Origin of the sequence: Sandaracinobacter neustonicus (assembly GCF_006385875.1) — a bacterium.
Lineage (GTDB): Bacteria > Pseudomonadota > Alphaproteobacteria > Sphingomonadales > Sphingomonadaceae > Sandaracinobacteroides > Sandaracinobacteroides neustonicus.
This window is the reverse complement of record NZ_VFSU01000028.1, coordinates 1-22101: the sequence shown is the minus strand read 5'-3', so window position 1 is coordinate 22101 and position 22101 is coordinate 1. Positions and strand designations below refer to the sequence as shown.

Genomic DNA, 22101 nt, shown 5'->3' with positions numbered 1-22101 from the left:
TCATGGATTTAAGGCCCAGACGCACGCTTTTGTATCTTCCCGCCTCCAACGCGCGCGCCATCGAAAAGGCGCGCACTTTGCCCGCGGACTCGGTGATTCTGGACCTTGAGGACGCCGTTGCGCCAGAGATGAAACCCGCCGCACGGGAAGCCGCCGTGGCGGCGGTGGGCGGCGATTTCGGCGGCAGCGAAGTGGGCATCCGCGTGAACGGCTTCGGCACGGATTGGGTGGAAGCGGATTTCGCCGCCGCCGCCCGGTCCAAAGCCGCCTTCGTGGTGGTGCCCAAGGTGGATGGCCCCGAACAGGCCGCGAAAGCCGTGGCGCTGGCGGGCGGCAAGCCGCTGCTCGCCATGGTGGAAACCCCGCGCGGCGTGCAGCAGGTGGATGCGATCGCCGATGTGCCGGGCGTCGCCGGGCTGATCGCGGGCTTTGCAGACCTGACGAAGGATCTGCGCGCCCGGCCGGGGGCGGATCGGCTGCCGCTGCTCTATGCCGCCAGCCGCATCGTGCTGGCCGCGCGCGCCAGCGGCATCCTCGCCTTCGACGGGGTGTTCACGGCCATCGGCGATGACGCGGGGCTGGAACGGGAAACAAGGCAGGCGGTGGAACTGGGCTTCGACGGCAAGACCTGCATCCACCCCGCCCAGTTGGACAGCGTGAACCGCCTGTTCGCTCCCAGCCCCGACGAGGTGGCGCATGCACGCGGCCTGATCGACGCCCACCGGCTGGCCATGGCCGAAGGCAAGGCGGTGGCCACCTTCAAGGGCAAGATGGTGGAAGTGCTGCACGTGGTGGAAGCCGAACGCACGCTGAAGATCGCCGAACTGATCGGCGAACTGGGCGGTCTGGCGGAAAAAGCGGTGGAGTTCGCGACGGAGTGAAGGCCCGCCGCCGCTACCTGACGTCCTGATACCGAAATTCCACGGCCGGAAGCCCGAACTCCTTCAGGATGGCCTCCGCCCGTGGAATCGCCTTTTGGGCGTCCACAGAGTCGAAAGCACCAGAATTTATCAGCTTTGTTGCCTGCTCATCCCCCTGCGAGCCCGCCACCAGCATCCACGCCATGGCCTCGGTCATATCCTGAGGCACGCCCTCTCCTCGAGCGTAAAGGACAGCGACACCGTAAAAGCCGTGTGTTTCGCCCATAGCGGCGGCCTTGCGATACAAATCCCGCGCGGCTTGAAAATCGACCGGCACGCCACGGCCGGTCGCAAACATCAGGGCCATGCTTGCATGCGCCTGAGCGCTGCCGCTCGCCACCGCACGTTGAAACCATTTCACCGCTTCCGCCGGATCGGCCTTCACCCCGTCGCCGGTATCGAAGGCAACCCCCAGACGCCACTGCGCCAGCGCATCGCCGCGTTCGGCGGCCTTCCGCAGATCGGCCAACTGCCCGGCATGATCCACGGCCGGCGCGGCGGCGTCACCCGCGCCTGCCCCGAAGGCGGGCACGCTTGCCAGTAACAACAGGCAGCACAGGATCATGTTCTTGCGCATGTTCCGCAGCCTCTACCCACGCTTCGTCCACGGCAAGTCCAAACAGCAGCAGTCCGTCAGTCTCCGGAGGCGAGCCATTGCGGCCGGATCAACTCCACTGCTGCGCCGTCCACGCTGAGCGGCTGATCGGCATAGTCCATGCGGAAGATCGCCATCTGCAGATCGCCGTGGCGGGTTCCGCGCAGTTCGCCTGCCTGTCGTTCGCCCGCCATCAGGGCGGCGTCGGGGGTGCTTGGCCCCGTCAGTCGCAGCGGCAGCAGGCGTTTCCGCAGCTTGTCGCGGTGGTGCATGCGGGCGGTGTTTTCCTGCCCCGTGTAGCAGCCCTTGGTGAAGCTGACGCCATTCAGCTCGCGAGCGTTGGTTTCCAGCCACAGCAGCTCGTCGCTGCCGATTTCGTCTGCTTCCGGCAGGCCAAGCGGCAGGCGGTGGGCGTGCCAGTCCGCCATTGTTGCATCTGCGGTTGCTTCGGCGGCGAGGAAGCGGCTGCCCGCCAGCGGAGTGCGCGGGTCATTGCCCGGCTCGCCCCACTGCTGCCACACGGACAGCGCGAGTTCGGGCGCGATCGCCACCTGCTTGCGCAGCCGGACCATCGTCAGCCGCTTTGCCAGCGCGTCCGCCTGCGCGGCCTCCACGTCGATCAGCACATCGTCTGCATCCGCGAACAGGAACAACTGGAACAGCGCCTTGCCCTGCGGGCTGAGCAGCCCGGCATATTGCGGGGCGTCCGGCGAAAGCGCGCCGATATCCTGCGTGAGCAGGCCTTGCAGAAATTCGCGAACATCCGGGCCGGAAAGCCTGAGAATATTGCGATTGATCATGTGACAGACAGGCATCGCAGTCCTAGGACGTGAACTTATAAATGGAAGGCGTTTTGATGGGCCGGGGAAGGGAAATCGGCGTTGGCGCGACGCGAAGGCGGGGCTTTGCCCCCCGGCGAGCGGCGCGACGACCTTGATTTCCCTTCCCCGGCCCACCGAAGGCGTGGTTTACAGCCCCGATCCAGCGCTCGGTGCGCTTGCCAGATACCTTCAGGTATCTGGTCTGCGCTTCCTCACTCGTCTCGGGGCTGTAAACCACGTCAAAACGCCTTCCATTTATAAGTTCACGTCCTAGATAGCGGGGATGGCAAACGCTTCAACCTTCGACAGCCTGTGGGCGAACGGAACCGTCTGGACTCCGGGCGGCCCGGTGGAGGCCGACATCGGCGTGACCGGCGGCAAGATCGCCGCGATTCTGCCACGAGGCGCAGGCTCCGCAGGCGAGGTGCGCGATTGCACCGGGCTGATGATCCTGCCCGGCCTGATCGACACGCAGGTGCATTTCCGCGAGCCCGGGCTGGAATATAAGGAAGATCTGGAATCCGGCAGCCGCTCTGCCGCGCTGGGCGGGGTGACGGGCCTGTTCGAAATGCCCAACACCAAGCCGCTGACGGACACGCCCGAAGCGATGGCAGACAAGGTGGCCCGCGCGAAGGGCCGGATGTGGACAGACCACGCCTTCTACATGGGCGCGACCGCCGAGAACGCCGATCATATGGCCGAGCTGGAGCGTCTGCCCGGCTGCTGCGGTGTGAAAATCTTCATGGGCGCCTCCACCGGCGACTTGCTGGTGGCGGACGATTCCAACCTGCTGAACGTACTGAAGCATGGCACCCGCCGCGTGGCGATCCACTGCGAGGACGAATATCGCATGCGCGATCGCATGGGCGAGCGGGTGACGGGCGATCCCGCCAGCCACCCCGTCTGGCGAGACGATGAAAGCGCGCTGCTGGCCACGAAACGCGCGGTGAAGGCGGCGCGGGAGGCGAAGCGGCGAATCCATGTGCTGCATGTGACGACTCCGCAGGAACTGGAATTTCTCGCGCAGAACAAGGACATCGCCTCGTGCGAGGTGACGCCGCAGCATCTGACGCTGGCCGGTGAAGAGGCCTATCCCCGCCTTGGCACGCTGGCGCAGATGAACCCGCCGATCCGCAGCCAGTGGCATGTGGACGGGCTGTGGCACTGGCTGGGGCAAGGCGTGCCCGATGTGCTGGGGTCCGATCACGCCCCGCACACGCTGGAGGAAAAGGCGAAGCCCTATCCCGAAAGCCCGTCCGGCATGCCCGGCGTGCAGACCATCGTGCCGCTGATGCTGAACCATGTGGCCGAGGGCCGCCTCACGCTGGCCCGGCTGGTGGACCTGATGGCGAGCGGCCCGCAGCGGCTGTTCGGGCTGATTGGCAAGGGCCGCATCGTGGCCGGCTATGACGCCGATTTCACCATCGTCGACCTGAAGGCAAAATGGACCATCGACGAAAGCTGGCTCGCCAGCCGCTGCGGATGGTCTCCCTTCACCGGCATGCAGTTGACGGGCCGCCCTGTGGGCACCGTGCTGCGCGGGCAGGCGGTGATGTGGGAACAGGAACTGGCGGCCGCGCCCGTGGGCGAACCGTTCCGGTTTGAAGAGACTCTGAGAAGCTAATTTGCGAGCATAAGAGGTTGGGAGACTGAGATGACCAGCGTTAAATTTGTGGCCGAATATGATCCGGCAAGCACCGCCGCCCTTGTTCTGTTCGTGGGCGATGGCGGGCAATTTTCCGCAGGCGCGGAAGCCGTGAACAAGGCGAGCGGCGGCCAGCTGGGCCGCGCCATGAAGGCCGCGAATTTCAGCGGCAAGAAGGGCAAGCTGCTGGAAGTGCTCGCGCCTGCGGGCGTTTCCGCGGCCCGCGTGCTGCTGGCCGGGATCGGCGAAAGCGCCAAGGCCGACATCCGCACGTTCGAGGATCTGGGCGGCGAAATCGCCGCGCGCGTGCAGACTCTGGAAGCCGAACTGGTGGCGGATTTCTCCGGCATCGCCGATCTGGCCGTGGGCACGGATGTGGCCGCAGCCCACTTCGCGCACGGCGTGGACCTGCGCAACTGGCGCTTCGACACCTATCGCACCAAGCTGAAAGACGAGCAGAAGGGCAAGCTTTCCAAGGTCACGCTGGTGGGTGTGGCCGATGGCGCAAAGCCGCTGGTGAAGCGGCTGGCCGCAGTCGCCACCGGGGTCGCCTTCGCCAAGGAGCTGATCACCGAGCCGGGCAACATCATCTACCCCGAAAGCTTCGTGGCGCGGGTGAAGGCCAAGGTGGAGCCGCTGGGCATCAAGGTGACGGTGCTGGACGAGAAAGACCTGAAGAAGCTGGGCGCAGGCTCCATGCTGGGCGTGGCGCAAGGCTCTGTGCGGCCCGCGCGGCTGCTGGCGATGGAGTGGAACGGCACCGGGGATGAAAAGGCCACCCCGCTGGCGCTGGTGGGCAAGGGCGTCACCTTCGACACCGGCGGCATCAGCCTGAAGCCCGGCGCGGGCATGGAAGACATGAAGTGGGACATGGGCGGCGCGGGCGCGGTGGCCGGAATCATGGTGGCGCTGGCCGGGCGCAAGGCGAAGGCGCGCGTGGTCGGCGTGTGCGGACTGGTGGAAAATATGCCCGACGGCAACGCCCAGCGCCCCGGCGACATCGTGACGAGCCTGTCCGGCCAGACGGTGGAAGTGCTGAACACCGACGCCGAAGGGCGGCTGGTGCTGAACGACTGCCTGACCTGGACGCAGACCAACTACAAGCCGAAGGTCATCCTCGATTTCGCCACGCTGACGGGCGCGATCATCATCAGCCTCGCGCATCATTATGCGGGCGTGTTCAGCAATTCCGACACGCTGTGGGGCAATCTGGATCGCGCGGGCAAATCGGTGAACGATCTGGTGTGGCGCCAGCCTTTGTCGGAACCGGGCGGCCATTATGACCAGATGATCGACAGCCCCATCGCCGACATGAAGAACCTCGGCCCGCGCGAAGGCGGCTCGATCACGGCGGCGCAGTTCCTGCAACGCTATGTGAACGAAGGCGTGGAGTGGGCGCATATCGACATCGCCGGTGCGGTGTGGCGGCCCAAGGCGGGCGCGCTGCACGACAAGGGCGCGACAGGCTTCGGCGTGCGGCTGGTGGACAAGTTCGTCTCCGATCACTTCGAGAGCTGAGCTTGGCGCTGGACATCGGCTTCTATCACTGCACCCGCGCACCTGCGGCGGAGGTAGCCGTCCGCCTCTGTGCCAAGGCACTGGAAAGCGGCGGGCGGCTGCTGATCGTCGGCGAACGCGCCCGGCTGGAGGCGCTGGACAAGGCGTTGTGGACGCAGGTGGCGGACAGCTTCCTGCCCCACGCGCTGGCCGGTGGCGCGTATGACAGCGAGCAGCCGATCCTGCTGTCGGAGACAGCGGAGCCGGTTAACGGGGCGAAGTTGTTGTTGAGCCTTGAAGCGGGCGTGCCCGGCGCGATGGACGGCTTCGATCGGGTGCTGAACCTGTTCGAGGACGGCAGCCCGGCGCATGAGCGCGCCCGGCTGGACTGGAAGGCGCTGGGCAGCCGCGAGGAACTGACCCGCAGCTATTGGCAACAGAATGAGCGGGGCGGATGGGAAAAGCGGGGCTGATCGCACTGGCGCTGCTGGCCGCACCAGCGGCGGCGGCAGAGGTGCCCGACACGGCGCTGCTGACGGCGGCGCAACCGGCGAAAATCGCCGAAGTGGTGCGCCAGCTTGGCCGCCCCGGCCTGCTGGAAACCGACGAAGCCGGAGACCCGAGCATCGCCACCGGCTTCGGCGGCTACGCCGGGCGCATCTGGTTCTTCGATTGCATGGACGACGGCAGCGACTGCCTCGGCGTGCGGCTGCAAGTGGGCATTGGCACCGAGCATAAGCTGACACTGCAACAGGTGAACGCCTTCAATCAGGAAAAGCGCTTCGCCACGCTGAGCCTGGATGAAGAGGGCGACCCGATCCTCGCCTATGATCTTTCGATGATGAAGCCCGGCATTTCGGTGGCCGCCTTCACCGACAGCTTCCGCCTGTTCGACCAGCAGGCGACCGCGCTGGTAGAGATGGTGCGAGCGGCGGAGGCGGCGGAGAAGAAGCCGCCGATTGTTGAGGTTGTGCCTGTTTCGAGGAAATGAAGGGGCCCTGCCCCTTCACCCCGGCAGGGGCGTGACGCCCCTGCACCCCCTTAGTTTTCTGAGCCCCTCCCGTTGACGCTTCGCGTCAGCTTCGCTTCGAGGGGAGGGGTTGGGGTGGGGGCCATCCGCTGCGCGCGAGGTTGGGATTTATGGCCTGCGGCGCTTCGGGGAGCGCCCTGCGTTCTCCACCCGTCACCCCGGACTTGATCCGGGGCCCCGCTTTCTTCTCCCACGTTGCCGAAGATCAGCTGGACCCCGGATCAAGTCCGGAGTGACGGTTGTGGTTGGTGGGGATGTTGCGGATCAGGCCGACCGGTGACACCCCCTCTCCAACTCTCCCCCTTGCAGGGGGAGAGAGCCACGTAGCGCCGCAGGCAATTGAATCTGATCACTCAGACGACGTGAGAGTTCAGGCGCAACGCAAATGTTGAGGGTGCAGGGAAATCATTTCCCTGCTGGGTTCCAAGGGCAAAGCCCTTGGCCGCGCGGCGCGCAAACACACTCCCCGCCGCGCAAACCTACCGCCCGTCCAGCGCCTCCAGCACCGCTTTGTGGATAGCGATCCGCGCGGCACGGATTTCGACATTCTCCCGCGTGGGGTTCACCCGGTTGGAGAGCAGGATGATGGTGGCGCGGCGGTCCGGGTCTATGTAGATTGAGGTGCCGGTGAAGCCGGTGTGGAGGATGGCGCGCGGCGAAGCGAGGTCTGAGGCGAAGCCGCCGGGCAGGGTGGGCGTGTCCCAGCCGAGCGCGCGGGTGCTGGTTTCGGGGCGGTTTTGCCGGGCCATGAACAGCGCGATGGTTTGCGGCTTCATCAGGCGGCGGCCGTTCGCCGAGCCGCCGTTCAGCCAAAGCCGGGCGAGGCGAGACAGATCGGCGGCGGTGGAGAACAGCCCGGCGTGGCCCGCGACTCCGCCCATCAGATAGGCGTTTTCGTCATGCACTTCGCCATGCACCAGCCGGTTGCGCAGGCGGTTGTCCTGCTCGGTGGGGGGAATGCGCGGCAGCAGGGCGGGGGCGGGATTGAAGCCGGTGTCTGCCATGCCCAGCGGGCGGAAGATGTTGCGCGCCACGAAGCGGTCGAATGGCTGGCCGGAGATGCGGCTGATGATCTCCGCCATCAGGATCAGATTTTCGTCGCGATAAACGGATTTCGTGCCCGGTGGCGCTTCGACGGTCATGCTGTTGATGGCGGCCAGTATCTCCGCTTTTGAGCGCGCCTTGCGCCAATGTTCGCCTTCGGGGGCAAGGCCGGAACTGTGGGCGAGCAGATCGCGCACGGTGATGGCGTCATGGCCGGGCGCGCCGCCGAACTCTGGTAGGTAGCGAGCCACGGGCGTGTCGAGATCGAGCCGGCCGCGATCCACCAGCAGCGCGGCGGCCGTGGTGGTGGCCACGACCTTGGTGAGCGAGGCGAGATCGAAGATAGCGTCCACCGGCATCGGCGGCGCGTCCGGAGCGCTGCTGATACGGCCGAACGCCCTGATCTCCGGCGCGCGCCCGCCCTTCCCCACCGCCAGCACCGCGCCGGGGAAGGCCTTGCCGACCCAGCGCTCCGCCTCGGCGAAGGCGGGGGCGAGTTGCGTGGCGGTTGCGTGGGAGGCCGGGCGGGCCATCCCCGCGCCGGGCTGCACCAGCGCCAGCGCCAGCAACAGGGCCATGCGACGCAACGGGAAGATCATGGCGGCCCCTTCGGATTCCTGCGGTGCGGCCGACTATGGGCGATGGATTGCAGGTGTGCGAGTGGGCCTGCCTGCTATTTCGGCAAGGTCGTGCCTGTGGCGCGCCCCCACCCCAACCCCTCCCCTCGAAGCGAAGCTGACGCGAAGCGTCAACGGGAGGGGCTTTTCCTCAGGCCATGGTGGCGATGTTCACCGTATCCGTCGGCTTTACCCGCACCTTACGGCCAATCACGGGGACGTCGATCAGGCTGCCGGGGTTGTCGTGGATTTGCGCGAGGAAGCGGCTGCCGTCTGCCAGTCGGCCGATCAGCAGGGCGAAGGCGGGTTCGCCCTTGTGGTGGACGACGGTGAAGGTCTCGATCACGCCCTCCCCCTCCGGCTTTTCGATGAGGGCCGGGCTGGGCATGGCGTCGATCTCGCGCTGATAGCTGGCCGGATCGGTGCGGCTGAAGGCTTTGGGGGTGGTGCTCCACACGCCGAAGCTGTGTTTCGTGAGGAAGCCGCCGTTGGCGAACACCAGCCCATAGGCACCGGGGTTGGCGCGGCAGCGGGCGGCCACTTCGGCGATGCCGTGCATGGAATAATTGTTTCCGGGGCCACCGAAATAGGGCAGCCCGCCCGTCAGCGTGAGGCCGCGAGGATCGTCCTGCGCGATGCCGATTTCATCCGCCGCCACCTCCACCGCGCTGGAGAAGCAGCTGTAGATATCCATATGCGCCAGATCGGCGGGCGTGATGCCCGCCTGCTTCAGCGCATGGGCCGCACCGATGCGCACCGCCGGGGAGGAGTGATAATCCACCCGCTCCGTGACGAGAATCTTCTCATGCGTGTCGGCGTTGCCGTGCAGGTAAACGCGCTTGTCCTGTGGCACCCCCAGCCGGTCCGCCGCTTCCGTGCTCATCAGCAGCAGGGCTGCCGCCTGATCCACGAACATGTTTGCGTTCAGATATTTGGTGTAGGGATAGCCGATATAACGGTTGTCCCCCTCTGGCGCGATAATCTCCTCCGCGGTGCGGGCGATGGGCAGCTGGGCATAGGGGTTCTTCGCCGCCACCTGCGTGAAGCGCGCCATCAGTTCGCCGATGGCCCTGCGGTGGCCGAGCGGATCGCGGCCGTAATGCACGCCCAGCGCATTTTCGAACAGCGGGTAGATGTTCACTGGCAGGGCGATGCCGTGCTGGATTTCATGCGGTGTGGCGTAAGTCGTCTTTTCCGGCCATTGCTCGGCCGGCTCCGGGCTTTCCTCCGCCCAATCCAGCTTCAGCCCGGCCTTCTGTGCGCGGGCCTGCGAGCGCAGCGGCTCACACCCTGTCAGCAGCACGACATCATGGTCGCCCTGCGTGATCAGTTCCGCGAAATGGTTCACCAGCATCTGCGGCGAGTTGCCGCCAACCGGGCCGTAAAGGCTGCGCTTCGGCGTGGCGCCGATGCGGCTGGCCACCGCCCATGGCAGGTTGTTCTGCTTGCCGAACGGCGCGCCGAACCCCGAATCCTGAAACAGCCGCACCACGGTGACGCAATCGATCGCGCCCGCAATCCCCTGCCCGCCCGCATCCGCAATCGCCGCGCGCGACACCGCCGCCATCATCTCCTGCGGGGACAGCCCCTGCCCCGGTTCCGAGGTGCGATCGACACTCTGCGCGATGCCGACAAGAACGGGGGTGCGTGGATCGATGCTCAATGTGGGTCTCCTTGAGCGGAGGGTTAGGGGAAGCCGGAGGGCGTGGGCAGCTAGCGGTTTTTTCGGGGGGTGATGGGGATGTTGGAGGCGGGGGAGGCCTCCGGCGGCCCGGGCGCTGCCCGGGACCCGGCAGGGGCGTGACGCCCCTGCACCCCCGGAGTTTCTCTTAGCCCCTCCCCTGCAGGGGAGGGGTTGGGGTGGGGGCCATCCGTCGGGCGCGAGGCTGGGAGTTATTGCCTGCGGCGCTTTGGAGCATGTCCCCCCCGCCTCTCCAGCACCATGACGTCACCCCGGATCAGGTCCGGGGTGACGGTTGTGGGTGTGATGACGTTGGCGGGCTTGCTCTGGGGCCTTCGACAAGCTCAGGCTGAGCGGGTGGGGAGGCTTGTGGATCGGACCCCCACGTTGCCCCCTCTCTCCATCTCTCTCCATCTCTCTCCCCAACGGGGAGAGAGAGCCTACGTAGCGCCGCAGGCAATCGAATCTGATCACCCGCACGACGTGGAAGTTGGGGCGCAACGCAAAGTTCGAGGGTGCAGGGAAATCATTTCCCTGCCCGCCGGAGGCAAATTGCGGCTAGGGGCAACGCATGAACCAACCTCAGACTTACGACGCGATCATATTGGGCGGCGGTGCGGCGGGGCTGATGTGTGCCGCGGTGGCCGGGCAGCGCGGGGCCCGGGTGTTGCTGGTGGATCATGCGCCGGAGGTGGGGCGGAAGATTTTGATTTCGGGGGGCGGGCGCTGCAATTTCACCAATGTTGGGGCGGCGGCAGAGCGCTATTTGTCGGCCAATCCGCATTTCGCGAAGAGTGCCTTGGGGCGGTATCGTCCGGCGGATTTTATCGAGTTGGTCGATCGTTACGGCATTGGCTGGCATGAAAAGACGCTGGGGCAGCTGTTCTGCGACGGCTCTGCGCGGCAGATCGTGGCGATGCTGCTGGAGGAGTGCGCGGCTGGGGGCGTGAGCTATGCGCTGGGGCAGGCGGTAGAGGCCGTGGCGCATGCGGACGGGCGGTTCCGGGTGGATGTGGGCGGGCGCGCGTTTGCGGCTCCGGCGCTGGTGCTGGCGACGGGCGGGCCTTCCATTCCCAAGCTGGGGGCGACGGATTTCGCCTATGGGGTGGCGCGGCAGTTCGGGCTGAAGATCGTGCAGCCGCGTCCGGCGCTTGTGCCGCTGACGCTGCCGGGGGAGGAGGCGCTATTCCGCGAATTGTCCGGCGTGGCGGCTGACGTGGTGGCGCGGGCTGGTGGCGCGGCTTTTCGCGAGGCGGCCTTGTTCACGCATCGCGGGCTATCTGGCCCGGCGATTTTGCAGATTTCCTCTTACTGGCAGCCCGGCGAGGCGATTGCGGTGGATTTCCTGCCGGATGCCGCGCCGGGCTGGTTACTGGCGGCGAAGCGGGAGCGGCCGAGGGCGGCGTTGCGCTCGGCGCTGGCGGAGATGCTGCCGCAACGGCTGGCGGATGTGCTGGCAGAGCGGCTGGGGATCGGCGAGTTGCACGGGGCGAAGGATGCGGCGTTGCAGGCGGCGGAGCGGCGGCTGGGCGACTGGGCGTTCCGGCCGAACGGGACAGAGGGGTTCGCCAAGGCGGAAGTGACGGTGGGCGGAATCGCGACGGACGGGCTTTCGCAGCGCACGATGGAGGCGAAGCGGGTGCCGGGGCTCTATTGCATCGGCGAGGCGGTGGATGTGACGGGCTGGCTGGGCGGCTACAATTTCCAATGGGCGTGGGCGAGCGGCTTTGCGGCGGGCGAGGCGATTGCGGAGAGGCTGGCGGAGTAGGTTCGGGCCGCTTCGGCGAAGCGCAGGCGTGCTGCCTGCACTTGCGCGAAATTCGCTTCCGCCCAATCGATCAGGCCCAGCATGGGCCCGGCGAAGCTCTGGCCCAGCGGTGTGAGCGAATAGGTGACCTTGGGCGGGATGCTCGGCTCCACCTCGCGATGAACCAGCCCGTCTGTTTCCAGCGTGCGCAGCGTTTGCGTGAGCATCCGCTTCGAAATGTCTGGCACGTCCCGCGCCAGCGCGCTGAAGCGGCGCGGCTCCGCCGCCAGAGCGCAGAGGATCAGCAGAGACCAGCGATCGCCGATCCGGTCCAGCAGGTTGCGAACGGGGCATTGGCTGGAATCCAACGCTAGCTTTTGCCAGCCTGCGAAACGATCCCCCAATATTCGATGCGCGCTCATGATGGGCACTCCGTGGTAACCTGGTGACAGCGAGGTGCCGTCTTTTCTTGATCTTCTTTAGTCTCTATTTGAGACCTAGTAAACAACAGAGACTGGAGACCGAGATGACATCTTCCCCCAAATATGCCGTAACCGGTGCCAGCGGCGAGCTGGGCCGGTTGATCGTTCCCGCGCTGGCGGCCCGCGTGGGCGCGGCCAATGTGGTGGCCATCGTGCGCGATCCGGCGAGGGCCACCGGGCTGTTTCCGGCGGGCGTTGCCGTCCGCAGCGGCGATTATGAGAAGCCCGAAACGCTGCCCGCCACGCTGGCCGGGGTGGAGCGGCTGCTGCTGATCTCCTCGAACGCGCTGGGCAGCCGGGTGGCGCAGCACCGCAATGTGATCGAGGCGGCGAAGGCGGCGGGCGTTGCGCACATCGCCTATACCAGCGTGCTGAACGCCGACAGGTCTGCGCTGGAGCTGGCCGAGGAGCATCGACAGACAGAAGCGCTGCTGGCTGCCAGCGGCCTGAATGTCAGCCTGTTGCGCAACGGCTGGTATAGCGAGAATTACACCGCTGGTATCCCGGCTGCGCTGGCCAATGGCACGCTCTATGGCGCGGCGGGCGAAGGCCGGATCGCCAGCGCCCCGCGCGCTGATTATGCCGAAGCCGCCGCCGTGGCACTGGCGGGCGACGAAAGCGCGCTGACGGTGCATGAACTGGCCGGGGACAGCGCCTATACGCTGGGCGAATTCGCGGCCGAACTGTCCAGCCAGACGGGGCGCGACATTCCGTATGTCAACCTGCCGCAAGCCGATTATCAGGGCGCGCTGATCGGGGCGGGCCTGCCCGTGCCGCTGGCTGAGTTGCTGGCGGATTCGGATGCCGGTGCCGCGAACGGCGCGCTGTTCGATGACGGCCATGCGCTGTCGAAGCTGATCGGCCGCGCCACGGTGCCGATTGCTCAGAGCATCGCCACCGCACTGAAGACGAAATAACCCCAGACGGGAAAGAGGGGGCCGCAAGGCCCCCTCAATCCGATTACGCCTGCGGGGCGATATCGCCCAGCCCGGAGCCGCGGCGGCGGCCGGCCTTGGGCAGGCCCGAGACGCCGCCCGCGCCAAGCGGCGGGAGTTTCTCGGCGGAATCCGGGCGGTCGATATGTTCGCCCTTGATCACTTTGATGATCTCGTCGCCGGAAAGGGTTTCATATTCCAGCAGCGCCTGCGCCACCGCTTCCAGCTCGTCGGCATGGTCCGTCAGCAGTTGTTTGGCGCGGTCATAGCCGCCCACCACCAGCCGCTTCACTTCGCTGTCGATCAGCTCGGCGGTTTTTTCCGAGACATTCTGCTGGCGGCTGACGCTGTGGCCCAGGAACACTTCTTCCTGATTTTCTGTGTATTGCAGCGGGCCGAGGATATCCGACATGCCCCATTGCGTGACCATCGCCTTGGCGAGATTGGTCGCCATCTGGATGTCGGACGACGCGCCGGACGTCACCTTGTCATGGCCGAAGATCAATTCTTCCGCCACCCGGCCGCCCATCGCCACCGAGAGGTTGGCGTACATCTTGTCGCGGTGGAACGAATAGCTGTCCCGTTCAGGCAGGCGCATCACCATGCCCAGCGCACGGCCGCGCGGGATAATGGTGGCCTTGTGGATCGGGTCCGACGCCTGCTCGTGCAGGGAAACCACGGCGTGGCCGGCTTCGTGATAGGCGGTCAGCTTCTTCTCGTCCTCGGTCATGACCATGGACTTGCGCTCCACGCCCATCATCACCTTGTCCTTGGCATCCTCGAACTCGGACATGCCGACGAGGCGCTTGGAGCGGCGGGCGGCGAGCAGCGCCGCCTCGTTCACGAGATTGGCGAGATCGGCGCCGGAGAAGCCCGGCGTGCCGCGCGCTATGGTGCGGGCGTCCACATCCTGCGCCAACGGGACTTTGCGCATATGCACCTGCAGGATGCGCACCCGGCCTTCGATGTCGGGGCGGCCCACGGTGATCTGCCGATCGAACCGGCCCGGGCGCAGCAGCGCCGGGTCCAGCACGTCGGGCCGGTTGGTGGCGGCAACGATGATGATGCCTTCATTGGCATCAAAACCGTCCATCTCCACCAGCAGCTGGTTCAGCGTCTGCTCGCGTTCGTCATTGCCGCCGCCGAGGCCTGCACCACGATGGCGGCCAACGGCGTCGATTTCGTCGATGAAGATGATGCAGGGCGCGTTTTTCTTCGCCTGTTCGAACATGTCGCGCACGCGGCTCGCGCCGACGCCGACGAACATCTCCACGAAATCCGAGCCGGAGATGGTGAAGAAGGGCACATTCGCTTCGCCTGCGATGGCGCGGGCCAGCAGGGTTTTCCCGGTGCCGGGCGGGCCGACCAGCAGCGCGCCCTTCGGAATCTTGCCGCCGAGGCGGTGGAATTTCGACGGGTCTTTCAGGAAGTCCACGATCTCCTGAAGTTCCTCGCGCGCTTCGTCGATCCCGGCGACGTCATCGAAGGTCACACGGCCATGCTTTTCCGTCAGCAGCTTCGCGCGGGACTTGCCGAAGCCCATCGCGCCACGGCCCTGCCCGTTCTGCATCTGCCGCATGAAGAAGATCCAGATGCCGATCATGATGAGGAAGGGCAGCGCGCCGACGATCACCTGCTGCAACAGGCTGGGGCGCTCTTCCGGGACGGCATCGAACTTCACATTCTTGGCGCGCAGCCGCTCGATCAGCTGCATGTCGCCGGGGTTGTAGGTGCGGAATTCCTGATCGTTCGACAGCTTGCCGCTGATCTGGCGTCCGGCGATCGCCGCCTCTTTCACCTGCCCGGAATCGACCTTGGACAGGAAGTCCGAATAGGCGATTTCCTCGCCGCCGCTCCGGCGTTCGGACGGCCCCTGAAACAGCTGCACCAGCAGCACGAGCGCAAGCAAAATGCCCGCCCACATCAGGACATTTCGGACCAGCGGAGACGGCGGCTTGCGATTATTGTCGGACATCAAGACCCTTTCCTGGAGCCTGCAATGTAGGGTGCGCCGCGCGGCTGCGCAATTCGGATGAATCGATTGATCACATTGGCTCCGTCTATGGACCTTGGCGCGATTGGAACATAAGATGAACACATGCGCAAGATTCGCGGTTCAAATTTGTGCCAGCCTCTCGATCTCGGCTTCGCGTTGCGCGTTGCGGGCGGCCATCTGCGCCTTCACCTGCGCCAGAATCTCCGGCCGGGCCTTCGCGGGCGTTCCGGCGGCGATGGGCTGCGGATCATATTCCAGCGCCAGCTGGATCGCCTCTGCCATGTCCCGGCCGAACTTGCGTTCGATGATGCGGAAGGCGAAATCGATGCCACTGGTGACGCCGCCTGCGGTGATGCGGTTGCGATCTTCCACTACGCGCTCCGCCACAAACGCTGCGCCGAACAGCGGCAGCTGGTGCCCGGCGGCCCAATGGCAGCCCGCGCGATAGCCCTTCAGCAGCCCGGCGGCGGCAAGAATCAGCGATCCGGTGCAGACGCTGGTGACAAGGTCTGCCGTCGCCGCCTGCTTCCGCAGCCAGCCCATTACCTCTGCGTCCTGCATCACCGGCACGAAGGGGGTGCCGCCGGGCACGCACAGCATATCCAGCGGAGGGCAATCTTCGAGTGTGACCGTGGGCACAAGCGGCAGGCCGCAATCGCTGGGGACGGGCTGAAGCGTTTTCCACGCGAAGTGCAACTCCGCGCCGGGCATGCGCGACAGCACTTGCGCCGGGCCGGTCATATCCAGCTGTGTAAGGCCGGGCCACAGCAGGAAGCCGATGCGATAGGGTTGCGGCATTGATCTCTCCGATCACAAGCGTGGACGTGGTTCGCGGTACGTCGCGGCTGCTGTGGCTGCAAGGCTGGTCTCCGCTGCCGGAGGTGACGTTGGCGGACGGGCACCGCGCCGACATCATGGCGATCTCCCGCACGGGGGATATCCTGATCGTGGAGATCAAAGTCTCAGCCGCGGACCTGAAGGGGGACCGCAAATGGCACCATTACCGGGACTATTGCGACCGCTTCGCCTGGGCGGTGCCCGCCGACCTTGCCGGGCATCTGGAAGATGAACGCTTCGCGCCAGACGCCTGCGGCCTGCTGGTGGCGGACCGGCACGAGGCGCTGTGGGTGCGCGAGGCCTGCGAGGCGAAGCTGGCCCCCGCTCGGCGCAAGGCGGTGACGTTGGCCTTTGCCCGCGCCGGAGCCGAGCGGGCGCTGAAAGGGCTGGATCCGGGGTTTGAGGGGTTCTGGAAACGCTGATGGACAGTCGGAATTGTTCCCATTATGTTCCATTCAGTTTCAGGGGAGAATCGGTATGATCGGATATGTGACGCTAGGCACCAACGACCTTCAGCGGGCGGCGGTTTTCTATGACGCGATCGCCGCCGAAATGGGCGTGCCGCGCATGATGGATTATGATGGGTTCATCGCATGGGGCAAACCCGCCGGCGGCGCGGGAATCGGGCTGACAAAACCCTTCGACGGCAACGCCGCCACCGTGGGCAATGGCGTGATGGTGGCGCTAGAAGCGAAAGACAAGGATCAGGTGCACCGACTGCACGAAATCGCGCTCGCGAACGGCGGCAGCTGCGAAGGCCCCCCGGGGCCGCGCGGCGATAGCTTTTACGCCGGGTATTTCCGCGATCCGGATGGGAACAAGCTGAACGCGTTTGTGATGGGGTGATGGGTGCGGATGGCGGGGTTAGCTTCCCGTGGGCTGGAGTTGCCTCCGGCGGGCCGGGCTCTGCCCGGCACCCGGCAGGGGCGTGACGCCCCTGCACCCCCGGACCTTTTCTTAGCCCCTCCCCTGCAGGGGAGGGGTTGGGGTGGGGGCCATCCGCCGGGCGCGAGGCTGGGGGTTTATTGCCTGCGGCGCTTTGGAGAGCGTCCTGCGCTCTCCAAAGCGCCGCCCCGGACTTGATCCGGGGCCTCGCTTTCTTCTCCAACGTCGCAGAAGAACAGCTGGACCCCGGATCAAGTCCGGGGTGACCATCTGGTTGTGGGGAGGTCGGTGGATTTGCTCGGAGGCCTTCGACAAGCTCAGGCTGAGCGGGTGAGTAGGGTGGTGTGTTTGACCCGGCGTTGCTCCCCTCTCTCCAACTCTCTCCCCTTGAGGGGAGAGAGAGTTTGCGTAGCGCCGCAGGCAATCGAAGCTGATCACGTCCACGATGCTGGAGTTGGACCGCAACACAAATTTTGAGGGTGCAGGGAAATCATTTCCCTGCCCGCCGGAGGCAAAAAAATCGCCGCCGGAGGCATGCTTTCCGACCCACCAGAACCGATCAGGAGAAACCCGCTGACGCCAGCCTCAATCCTCGGGGGCGATCACCACCTTCAAGCCGTCCAGTTCGTCGCTGAACTGAATCTGGCAGGACAGGCGCGAGCTGTCGTTGCGGTGGTCGGAGCTGTCCAGCAGGTCTGCCTCGTCTTCGTGCGGGCCGCCCACTTTGGCGGTCCAGTCTGCGTCGACATAGACATGGCAGGTGGCGCAGGAGCAGGAGCCGCCGCACAGCGCGAGCAGTTCATCGAAGCCATTGTCGCGGATGACTTCCATCACCGACAGTCCGGCCTCGCCGGTGACGGCCTTTTCATTGCCCTTGCGGTCCACGACAATCAGCGTTGGCATTCCGATGCTCCGGTTTTGACCGTGACCCCCACGGTCTGCGTGCCTATTAGCGCGGGAGGCGGCATGCGCAAGACATGTGAAACAGGGAGGCTTTTGTGGGATTGACGGCAGACAGGATCGCCGAGGCGGTTAGCGCGCTGGGCAAGCAGGATTCGCGCTTTGCCGATGCGGCATCGCGCCACGGCCTGCCGGAGCCGCGAATCCGTGAACCGGGCTATGAAACGCTGCTGCGCGCCATCGTCAGCCAGCAGGTCTCCACCGCTGCCGCCGCCAGCATCTGGCGCAAGCTGGAAGCGCAGGTGGGCGATCTGCACGATCCCGCGCGGATGCTGCTGGCCAGCCCGGAGGAGCTTCGCGCGGCGGGCTTGTCGCGGATGAAGGCCAGCTATGTGCACAGCCTTGCCGGGCATGTGCTGGATGGTTCCCTGCCGCTGGGTGCGCTGCCGCAAGATGACGAGGAGGCGATCCGGCTGCTCTCCTCCGTGAAGGGGCTGGGGCGCTGGTCTGCGGAGATTTACCTGCTGTTCGCGGAGGGGCGCGGAGACGTGTTTCCGGCCGGGGATCTGGCGGTGCAGGTGCAGGCCGGGCGGCTGTTTCTGGCGGGCGAGCGGCCATCGGAAAAGGCGCTGCGCACGCTGGCGGAGGGCTGGCGGCCGCATCGCGGCACGGCGGCGCTGTTCCTGTGGCATTGCTATAACGCGCCGCCGCTTTAAGCACGGCGCATGATCACCACCGTCACTTCTGCCTCCAACGCCACGCTGAAGCGGCTGCGCAGCCTGCGCGAGAAGAAATACCGCCGCGTCGAAGGGCTGTTTCTGGCCGAGGGCCTGCGCATCTGCACCGAGGCGCTGGATGCGGGCTGGACCCCGAAGGTGCTGGTTTTTGCCGAGGGCAAGGGCGATCATCCGCTGGTGCGGCGGCTGGTGCAGGCCACCTTATCCAGTGGCGGGCAGGTGATCGAAACCACGCCCGATCTGCTCTCTGGTGTTACCGGCAAAGACAATCCGCAGGCGGTGGCCGCTGCTTATGAACCGCGCACGCTGGCGCTGGCCGATCTGGTGCCGGGGCCACGGACGCTGGTGGCGGAACGGCTGCGCGATCCCGGCAACCTGGGCACCTTGCTGCGCGCCTGCGATGCCACCGGCGCGGGCGCGCTGATCCTGCTGGACGACAGCGCCGACCCGACCAGCGTGGAGGCCGTGCGCGCCAGCATGGGAGCCTTTTTCACCGTGCCCTGCGTGACCGCCTCCACCGCCGAACTGCTGGCGTGGAAGGCGAAGCATGGCGCGGTGCTGACGGGGGCAGCGCTGGACCCGCGCGCGATGGATTACCGCGCCGCCAGCTATGCGCCGCCCGCCCTGCTGCTGGTGGGCAACGAGGCGCAGGGCCTGCCAGAGGCGCTGATGGCCGAATGCGATCAGCTGGTGATCATGCCGATGCGCGGCAAGGCGGACAGTTTGAACGTGGCGATGGCGGGCACACTGTTGTTATATGAAGCGCTTTACGCGCAGGAGGCTGGCTGAAGCGCCGGGGTGCGCGGGCGGCCGTCGCGCGCTAATCCAGCCTTATGTGGATTGATCTGAAGCCCGTTTCCGACACCGCCTTCGAACTGGAGGTGACCCCGCCCATTTCCGTCGGCCCGGCGGATCGGCTGTTCATGTTCGGCGGCGTGGGGCTGGGTGCCGGGCTGACGGCGCTGGAGCAGGTGACGGGCCGCCCGGCCGTCTGGGCAACCGCGCAATATGAAAGCTATGCCCGCCCCGGCGAAACGGTGACCTTCCGCGTGGACGAGCGGGTGCGCGGCAATCAGGTGAGCCAAGCGCGGGTGACCGCGACGACCGGCGGGCGCGAGGTGCTGACGGTGATTTCGGCGCTGGGCCGCCGCGACCTGCCCGAGCGCGGGCAATGGACTCTGGCCCCGCGCGTGGCCCCGCCGGAGGACTGCCCGCCGCGCCAGCTGTGGAGTGGCCGCCACCCGGACGATATCCACGGCCGCCTCGATTTCCGCATCGCCCATGGCGCGATGCACGGCCCCCGAAGCGGCGGCGGCCTCGCGCCGGATGGCCACACGATCCTGTGGGCGCGCCCCAACCCCGCCCTTTTTCCCGCCGGGCAACCCATCGATACCGCGTTCGTGTGCATGGTGGCGGATTATGTGCCATCCGGCGTGGGGCCGTCTTTAGGCCGCGACGCGGGCGGCAACAGCCTCGACAATTCCATCCGCTTTCACCGCATGGTGGAAACCGACTGGCTGCTGTGCGACGTGCAGATTCACGGCGTGGCGAACGGTTTCGCGCATGGCCGCATGCATATCTTCGCGCAGACTGGCGAACTGATCGCCACCGCGAGCCAGAGCCTGATCCTGCGACTGTGGGATTGAACTGCCGCTTGTGCAACGATCCTGATCGTGCCACGATTTGCCCAATCTGAAAATTGGCAAAAAGGGGTGACGATGCGCGCGATCTTCCTTCTGGCGACGGTTCTGGCTGCAACCCCGGCGATGGCCGCCCATGATCTGGTGATCCAGAACGGCATGGTGTTCGATGGCACCGGCGCGCCGGGCTTCAAGGGCTGGGTGGCGATCGACGGCGACAGGATCGCCGCCACCGGCAAGGGCAAGGCCCCCGCCGCCAAGCGCACGGTGGATGCGAAGGGGCAGGCCATCGCGCCGGGCTTTGTGAACATGCTGAGCTGGGCGACACAGAGCCTGCTGGTGGACGGGCGCGGCATGTCTGACCTGAAGCAGGGTGTCACGCTGGAAGTGATGGGCGAAGGCTGGACCATGGGCCCGCTGACCCCGGCCATGCGCGACGAGATGATCCGCAGTCAATCCACCCTGAAGTTCGATGTGCCGTGGACAACGCTGGGCGAGTATCTGACACATCTGGAAACCAAAGGCGTGTCCCCCAACGTCGCCAGCTATGTGGGCGCGACCACGGTGCGCATCCACGAACTGGGCGCGGATGATGTGGACCCGACGCCCGAGCAGCTGGTGCGGATGCAGAAGCTGGTAACGCAAGCGATGAACGAAGGGGCGATGGGGGTCGGCTCCAGCCTGATCTATGCGCCCGCCAGCTATGCCGAAACCCCCGAACTGATCGCGCTGATGAAGGCGGCCGGCAAGTGCGGCGGCAGCTATATTAGCCATATGCGCTCCGAAGGGCCGGGGATCGAAGCCGCCATCGACGAGCTGATCACCATCGCCCGCGAAAGCGGCGCTCCCGCCGAAATCTATCACCTGAAAATCTCCGGCAAAGACAATTGGGGCAAGGCTGACGCCATCCTGAAGCAGATCGCCGACGCGAAGGCGCAGGGGCTGGATATCCGCGCCGACATGTATCTCTACGAAGCGGGAGCCACCGGCCTCGACGCCTCCATGCCCACATGGGTGCAGGCGGGCGGCGACGAAGCCTGGGTGAAGCGGCTGAAAGACCCGGAAATCCGCAAGCGCGTGCTCGCCGAAATGCGCGCGCCCGCCGTGGGCTGGGAAAGCCTCTATCAACAGGCCGGAGACGCCTCCAAGCTGCTGCTGGTGGATTTCCGCAACCCGAAGCTGCGCCACCTTGTGGGCAAGACGCTGGCTGAAGTGGCCGCGATGCGCGGCACCAGCCCGGAAGACACCATCATCGACCTTGTGATCGAGGATGAAAGCCGGGTCGGCACCGCCTATTTCATGATCTCCCCGAAAAATGTGGAACGCTTCGCCGGGCTGCCATGGGTCACCATCGGCTCAGACGCGGGCGCGCCCGCCATCGAAGGTGTGTTCCTTGAAAATTCGGACCACCCGCGCGCCTATGGCAATGTCGCGCGGTTCCTTGGCTATTATGTGCGCGACCGAAAGGTCGACACGCTGGAAAGCGCCATCCACCGCCTGTCCGGCCTGCCCGCCAAGCAACTGAAAATCAGTGATCGCGGCACGCTGAAACCCGGCATGTTCGCCGACGTGGTGGTGTTCGACCCGGCCACCATCCAAGACCACGCCACCTTCCAGAAGCCGAAGCAATATTCCACCGGCGTGAACCATGTGTGGGTGAACGGCGTGCAGGTGCTGAAAGACGGCGAACATACCGGTGCCAAGCCGGGGCGGTTCGTGAAGGGCCCGGGGTTTGGGAAATGTGTGTGAGCTGTGGGTTGAGCTGAGAAGTTGAGGCCTCCGGCGGGGCGGGCTCTGCCCACCACCCGGCAGGGGCGTGACGCCCCTGCACCCCCGAACTTTTTCTGAGCCCCTCCCCTGTAGGGGAGGGGTTGGGGTGGGGGCTATCCGCTTGGCGCTAGGTTGGAAGTTATTGCCTGCGGCGCTTTGGGGCAGTCTCCCATTACCCCTCCCCCCGCTCAGGCTGAGCTTGTCGAAGCCCCATGTGGCATGACTGCGAGCTTAGCCGTTGCGCTTTTGCTTCGGGGGCTTCGACAAGCTCAGCCTGAGCGGGTTGGAGAGTGGGTTGGGGCGGCGGTGGGTTTGTGGGTGG

Annotated in this window: 21 protein-coding genes; 13 read left to right on the top strand and 8 right to left on the bottom strand. The window is 66.0% G+C overall.

Features of this window, described 5'->3' with window-relative positions:
• Nucleotides 1–2 precede the first annotated feature (2 nt).
• Entirely contained in the window at nt 3–881 is an 879-nt protein-coding gene (locus FJQ54_RS11615; protein WP_140928586.1) for an HpcH/HpaI aldolase/citrate lyase family protein, read from the top strand.
• Between the two features lie 13 nt (nt 882–894).
• Here the strand turns inward: FJQ54_RS11615 and FJQ54_RS11610 are convergent, their stop codons facing one another.
• A complete protein-coding gene (locus FJQ54_RS11610; RefSeq protein WP_140928585.1) occupies nt 895–1497 on the bottom strand; it encodes a tetratricopeptide repeat protein in 603 nt (200 codons plus the stop codon).
• 56 nt (nt 1498–1553) lie between these two features.
• The gene (ygfZ, locus tag FJQ54_RS11605) at nt 1554–2315 is read right to left on the bottom strand and encodes a CAF17-like 4Fe-4S cluster assembly/insertion protein YgfZ (RefSeq protein ID WP_235890432.1); all 762 of its coding nucleotides are present in this window, start codon (nt 2313–2315) and stop codon (nt 1554–1556) included.
• A 304-nt stretch (nt 2316–2619) separates the two neighbouring features.
• On the opposite strand from ygfZ, the gene FJQ54_RS11600 reads away from it, so the two are divergent.
• Genes FJQ54_RS11600 through FJQ54_RS11585 form a run of 4 tightly spaced genes read left to right on the top strand, consistent with a single transcriptional unit; the run spans nt 2620 to nt 6469 of the window.
• Nucleotides 2620–3960, top strand: coding sequence for a dihydroorotase (locus FJQ54_RS11600; protein ID WP_140928583.1), 1341 nt, complete (start codon nt 2620–2622; stop codon nt 3958–3960).
• Nucleotides 3961–3990: 30 nt separating this feature from the next.
• Nucleotides 3991–5499: a leucyl aminopeptidase gene (locus FJQ54_RS11595; protein ID WP_140928582.1), complete on the top strand. Its 1509-nt coding sequence runs from the start codon at nt 3991–3993 to the stop codon at nt 5497–5499.
• 2 nt (nt 5500–5501) lie between these two features.
• Nucleotides 5502–5951, top strand: a complete 450-nt coding sequence (locus FJQ54_RS11590) for a DNA polymerase III subunit chi (protein ID WP_181160121.1) — start codon at nt 5502–5504, stop codon at nt 5949–5951.
• Entirely contained in the window at nt 5933–6469 is a 537-nt protein-coding gene (locus tag FJQ54_RS11585) for a YbjN domain-containing protein (protein WP_140928580.1), read from the top strand. Before FJQ54_RS11590 ends, FJQ54_RS11585 begins: the two co-directional genes overlap by 19 nt.
• Nucleotides 6470–6987: 518 nt before the next feature.
• Here the strand turns inward: FJQ54_RS11585 and FJQ54_RS11580 are convergent.
• Both FJQ54_RS11580 and FJQ54_RS11575 read right to left on the bottom strand, forming a co-directional pair.
• Complete coding sequence (locus FJQ54_RS11580) at nt 6988–8151, bottom strand: serine hydrolase domain-containing protein (protein WP_235890431.1); 1164 nt, start codon at nt 8149–8151, stop codon at nt 6988–6990.
• A gap of 169 nt (nt 8152–8320) precedes the next feature.
• A complete protein-coding gene (locus tag FJQ54_RS11575) occupies nt 8321–9832 on the bottom strand; it encodes an acetyl-CoA acetyltransferase (protein ID WP_140928579.1) in 1512 nt (503 codons plus the stop codon).
• Nucleotides 9833–10421: 589 nt separating this feature from the next.
• On the opposite strand from FJQ54_RS11575, the gene FJQ54_RS11570 reads away from it, so the two are divergent.
• Complete coding sequence (locus FJQ54_RS11570) at nt 10422–11618, top strand: BaiN/RdsA family NAD(P)/FAD-dependent oxidoreductase (protein WP_140928578.1); 1197 nt, start codon at nt 10422–10424, stop codon at nt 11616–11618.
• On the opposite strand, the gene FJQ54_RS11565 is transcribed toward FJQ54_RS11570, so the two are convergent.
• Entirely contained in the window at nt 11546–12019 is a 474-nt protein-coding gene (locus FJQ54_RS11565) for a winged helix-turn-helix transcriptional regulator (protein WP_140928577.1), read from the bottom strand. The genes FJQ54_RS11570 and FJQ54_RS11565 overlap by 73 nt on opposite strands.
• 104 nt (nt 12020–12123) lie before the next feature.
• Between FJQ54_RS11565 and FJQ54_RS11560 the strand changes: the two genes are divergently transcribed.
• Nucleotides 12124–12996 carry an SDR family oxidoreductase gene (locus tag FJQ54_RS11560; protein WP_140928576.1) on the top strand — a complete coding sequence of 291 codons (873 nt, stop codon included), beginning with the start codon at nt 12124–12126 and terminating at the stop codon, nt 12994–12996.
• 43 nt (nt 12997–13039) lie between these two features.
• Here FJQ54_RS11560 and ftsH read toward each other — a convergent pair whose 3' ends face one another.
• On the bottom strand, nt 13040–14989 hold the full coding sequence (gene ftsH / locus FJQ54_RS11555) for an ATP-dependent zinc metalloprotease FtsH (RefSeq protein WP_140928575.1): 1950 nt from the start codon (nt 14987–14989) through the stop codon (nt 13040–13042).
• Between the two features lie 141 nt (nt 14990–15130).
• Nucleotides 15131–15808, bottom strand: coding sequence for a DJ-1/PfpI family protein (locus FJQ54_RS11550; RefSeq protein ID WP_140928574.1), 678 nt, complete (start codon nt 15806–15808; stop codon nt 15131–15133).
• Between the two features lie 20 nt (nt 15809–15828).
• Here FJQ54_RS11550 and FJQ54_RS11545 point away from each other — a divergent pair, with 20 nt between their 5' ends.
• Both FJQ54_RS11545 and FJQ54_RS11540 read left to right on the top strand, forming a co-directional pair.
• Nucleotides 15829–16269 carry an MmcB family DNA repair protein gene (locus FJQ54_RS11545; protein WP_328592178.1) on the top strand — a complete coding sequence of 147 codons (441 nt, stop codon included), beginning with the start codon at nt 15829–15831 and terminating at the stop codon, nt 16267–16269.
• Nucleotides 16270–16324: 55 nt separating this feature from the next.
• Nucleotides 16325–16693, top strand: coding sequence for a VOC family protein (locus FJQ54_RS11540; RefSeq protein ID WP_140928572.1), 369 nt, complete (start codon nt 16325–16327; stop codon nt 16691–16693).
• 624 nt (nt 16694–17317) lie between these two features.
• On the opposite strand, the gene FJQ54_RS11535 is transcribed toward FJQ54_RS11540, so the two are convergent.
• Entirely contained in the window at nt 17318–17635 is a 318-nt protein-coding gene (locus FJQ54_RS11535) for a 2Fe-2S iron-sulfur cluster-binding protein (RefSeq protein ID WP_140928571.1), read from the bottom strand.
• A gap of 95 nt (nt 17636–17730) precedes the next feature.
• On the opposite strand from FJQ54_RS11535, the gene FJQ54_RS11530 reads away from it, so the two are divergent.
• The 4 genes from FJQ54_RS11530 (at nt 17731) to FJQ54_RS11515 (ending at nt 21758) form a co-directional block, all read left to right on the top strand.
• The gene (locus FJQ54_RS11530) at nt 17731–18348 is read left to right on the top strand and encodes a DNA-3-methyladenine glycosylase family protein (RefSeq protein WP_140928570.1); all 618 of its coding nucleotides are present in this window, start codon (nt 17731–17733) and stop codon (nt 18346–18348) included.
• Between the two features lie 9 nt (nt 18349–18357).
• Nucleotides 18358–19158 carry a TrmH family RNA methyltransferase gene (locus tag FJQ54_RS11525; protein ID WP_140928569.1) on the top strand — a complete coding sequence of 267 codons (801 nt, stop codon included), beginning with the start codon at nt 18358–18360 and terminating at the stop codon, nt 19156–19158.
• Nucleotides 19159–19202: 44 nt separating this feature from the next.
• Nucleotides 19203–20015 carry an acyl-CoA thioesterase gene (locus FJQ54_RS11520; protein ID WP_235890430.1) on the top strand — a complete coding sequence of 271 codons (813 nt, stop codon included), beginning with the start codon at nt 19203–19205 and terminating at the stop codon, nt 20013–20015.
• Between the two features lie 72 nt (nt 20016–20087).
• Nucleotides 20088–21758, top strand: coding sequence for an N-acyl-D-amino-acid deacylase family protein (locus FJQ54_RS11515; RefSeq protein ID WP_140928568.1), 1671 nt, complete (start codon nt 20088–20090; stop codon nt 21756–21758).
• Nucleotides 21759–22101: the final 343 nt, after the last annotated feature.

Excerpts from the sequence above, each read along its gene's own strand:
- FJQ54_RS11520 (WP_235890430.1), top strand. The coding sequence starts at position 19,203 with ATGTGGATTGATCTGAAGCCCGTTTCCGACACCGCCTTCGAACTGGAG.
- FJQ54_RS11515 (WP_140928568.1), top strand. The coding sequence starts at position 20,088 with ATGCGCGCGATCTTCCTTCTGGCGACGGTTCTGGCTGCAACCCCGGCG.
- FJQ54_RS11525 (WP_140928569.1), top strand. The coding sequence starts at position 18,358 with ATGATCACCACCGTCACTTCTGCCTCCAACGCCACGCTGAAGCGGCTG.
- FJQ54_RS11535 (WP_140928571.1), bottom strand. The coding sequence starts at position 17,635 with ATGCCAACGCTGATTGTCGTGGACCGCAAGGGCAATGAAAAGGCCGTC.
- FJQ54_RS11570 (WP_140928578.1), top strand. The coding sequence starts at position 10,422 with ATGAACCAACCTCAGACTTACGACGCGATCATATTGGGCGGCGGTGCG.
- FJQ54_RS11600 (WP_140928583.1), top strand. The coding sequence starts at position 2,620 with ATGGCAAACGCTTCAACCTTCGACAGCCTGTGGGCGAACGGAACCGTC.
- FJQ54_RS11580 (WP_235890431.1), bottom strand. The coding sequence starts at position 8,151 with ATGATCTTCCCGTTGCGTCGCATGGCCCTGTTGCTGGCGCTGGCGCTG.
- ygfZ (WP_235890432.1), bottom strand. The coding sequence starts at position 2,315 with ATGATCAATCGCAATATTCTCAGGCTTTCCGGCCCGGATGTTCGCGAA.
- FJQ54_RS11585 (WP_140928580.1), top strand. The coding sequence starts at position 5,933 with ATGGGAAAAGCGGGGCTGATCGCACTGGCGCTGCTGGCCGCACCAGCG.
- FJQ54_RS11550 (WP_140928574.1), bottom strand. The coding sequence starts at position 15,808 with ATGCCGCAACCCTATCGCATCGGCTTCCTGCTGTGGCCCGGCCTTACA.
- FJQ54_RS11610 (WP_140928585.1), bottom strand. The coding sequence starts at position 1,497 with ATGCGCAAGAACATGATCCTGTGCTGCCTGTTGTTACTGGCAAGCGTG.
- FJQ54_RS11540 (WP_140928572.1), top strand. The coding sequence starts at position 16,325 with ATGATCGGATATGTGACGCTAGGCACCAACGACCTTCAGCGGGCGGCG.
- ftsH (WP_140928575.1), bottom strand. The coding sequence starts at position 14,989 with ATGTCCGACAATAATCGCAAGCCGCCGTCTCCGCTGGTCCGAAATGTC.
- FJQ54_RS11595 (WP_140928582.1), top strand. The coding sequence starts at position 3,991 with ATGACCAGCGTTAAATTTGTGGCCGAATATGATCCGGCAAGCACCGCC.
- FJQ54_RS11615 (WP_140928586.1), top strand. The coding sequence starts at position 3 with ATGGATTTAAGGCCCAGACGCACGCTTTTGTATCTTCCCGCCTCCAAC.
- FJQ54_RS11565 (WP_140928577.1), bottom strand. The coding sequence starts at position 12,019 with ATGAGCGCGCATCGAATATTGGGGGATCGTTTCGCAGGCTGGCAAAAG.
- FJQ54_RS11560 (WP_140928576.1), top strand. The coding sequence starts at position 12,124 with ATGACATCTTCCCCCAAATATGCCGTAACCGGTGCCAGCGGCGAGCTG.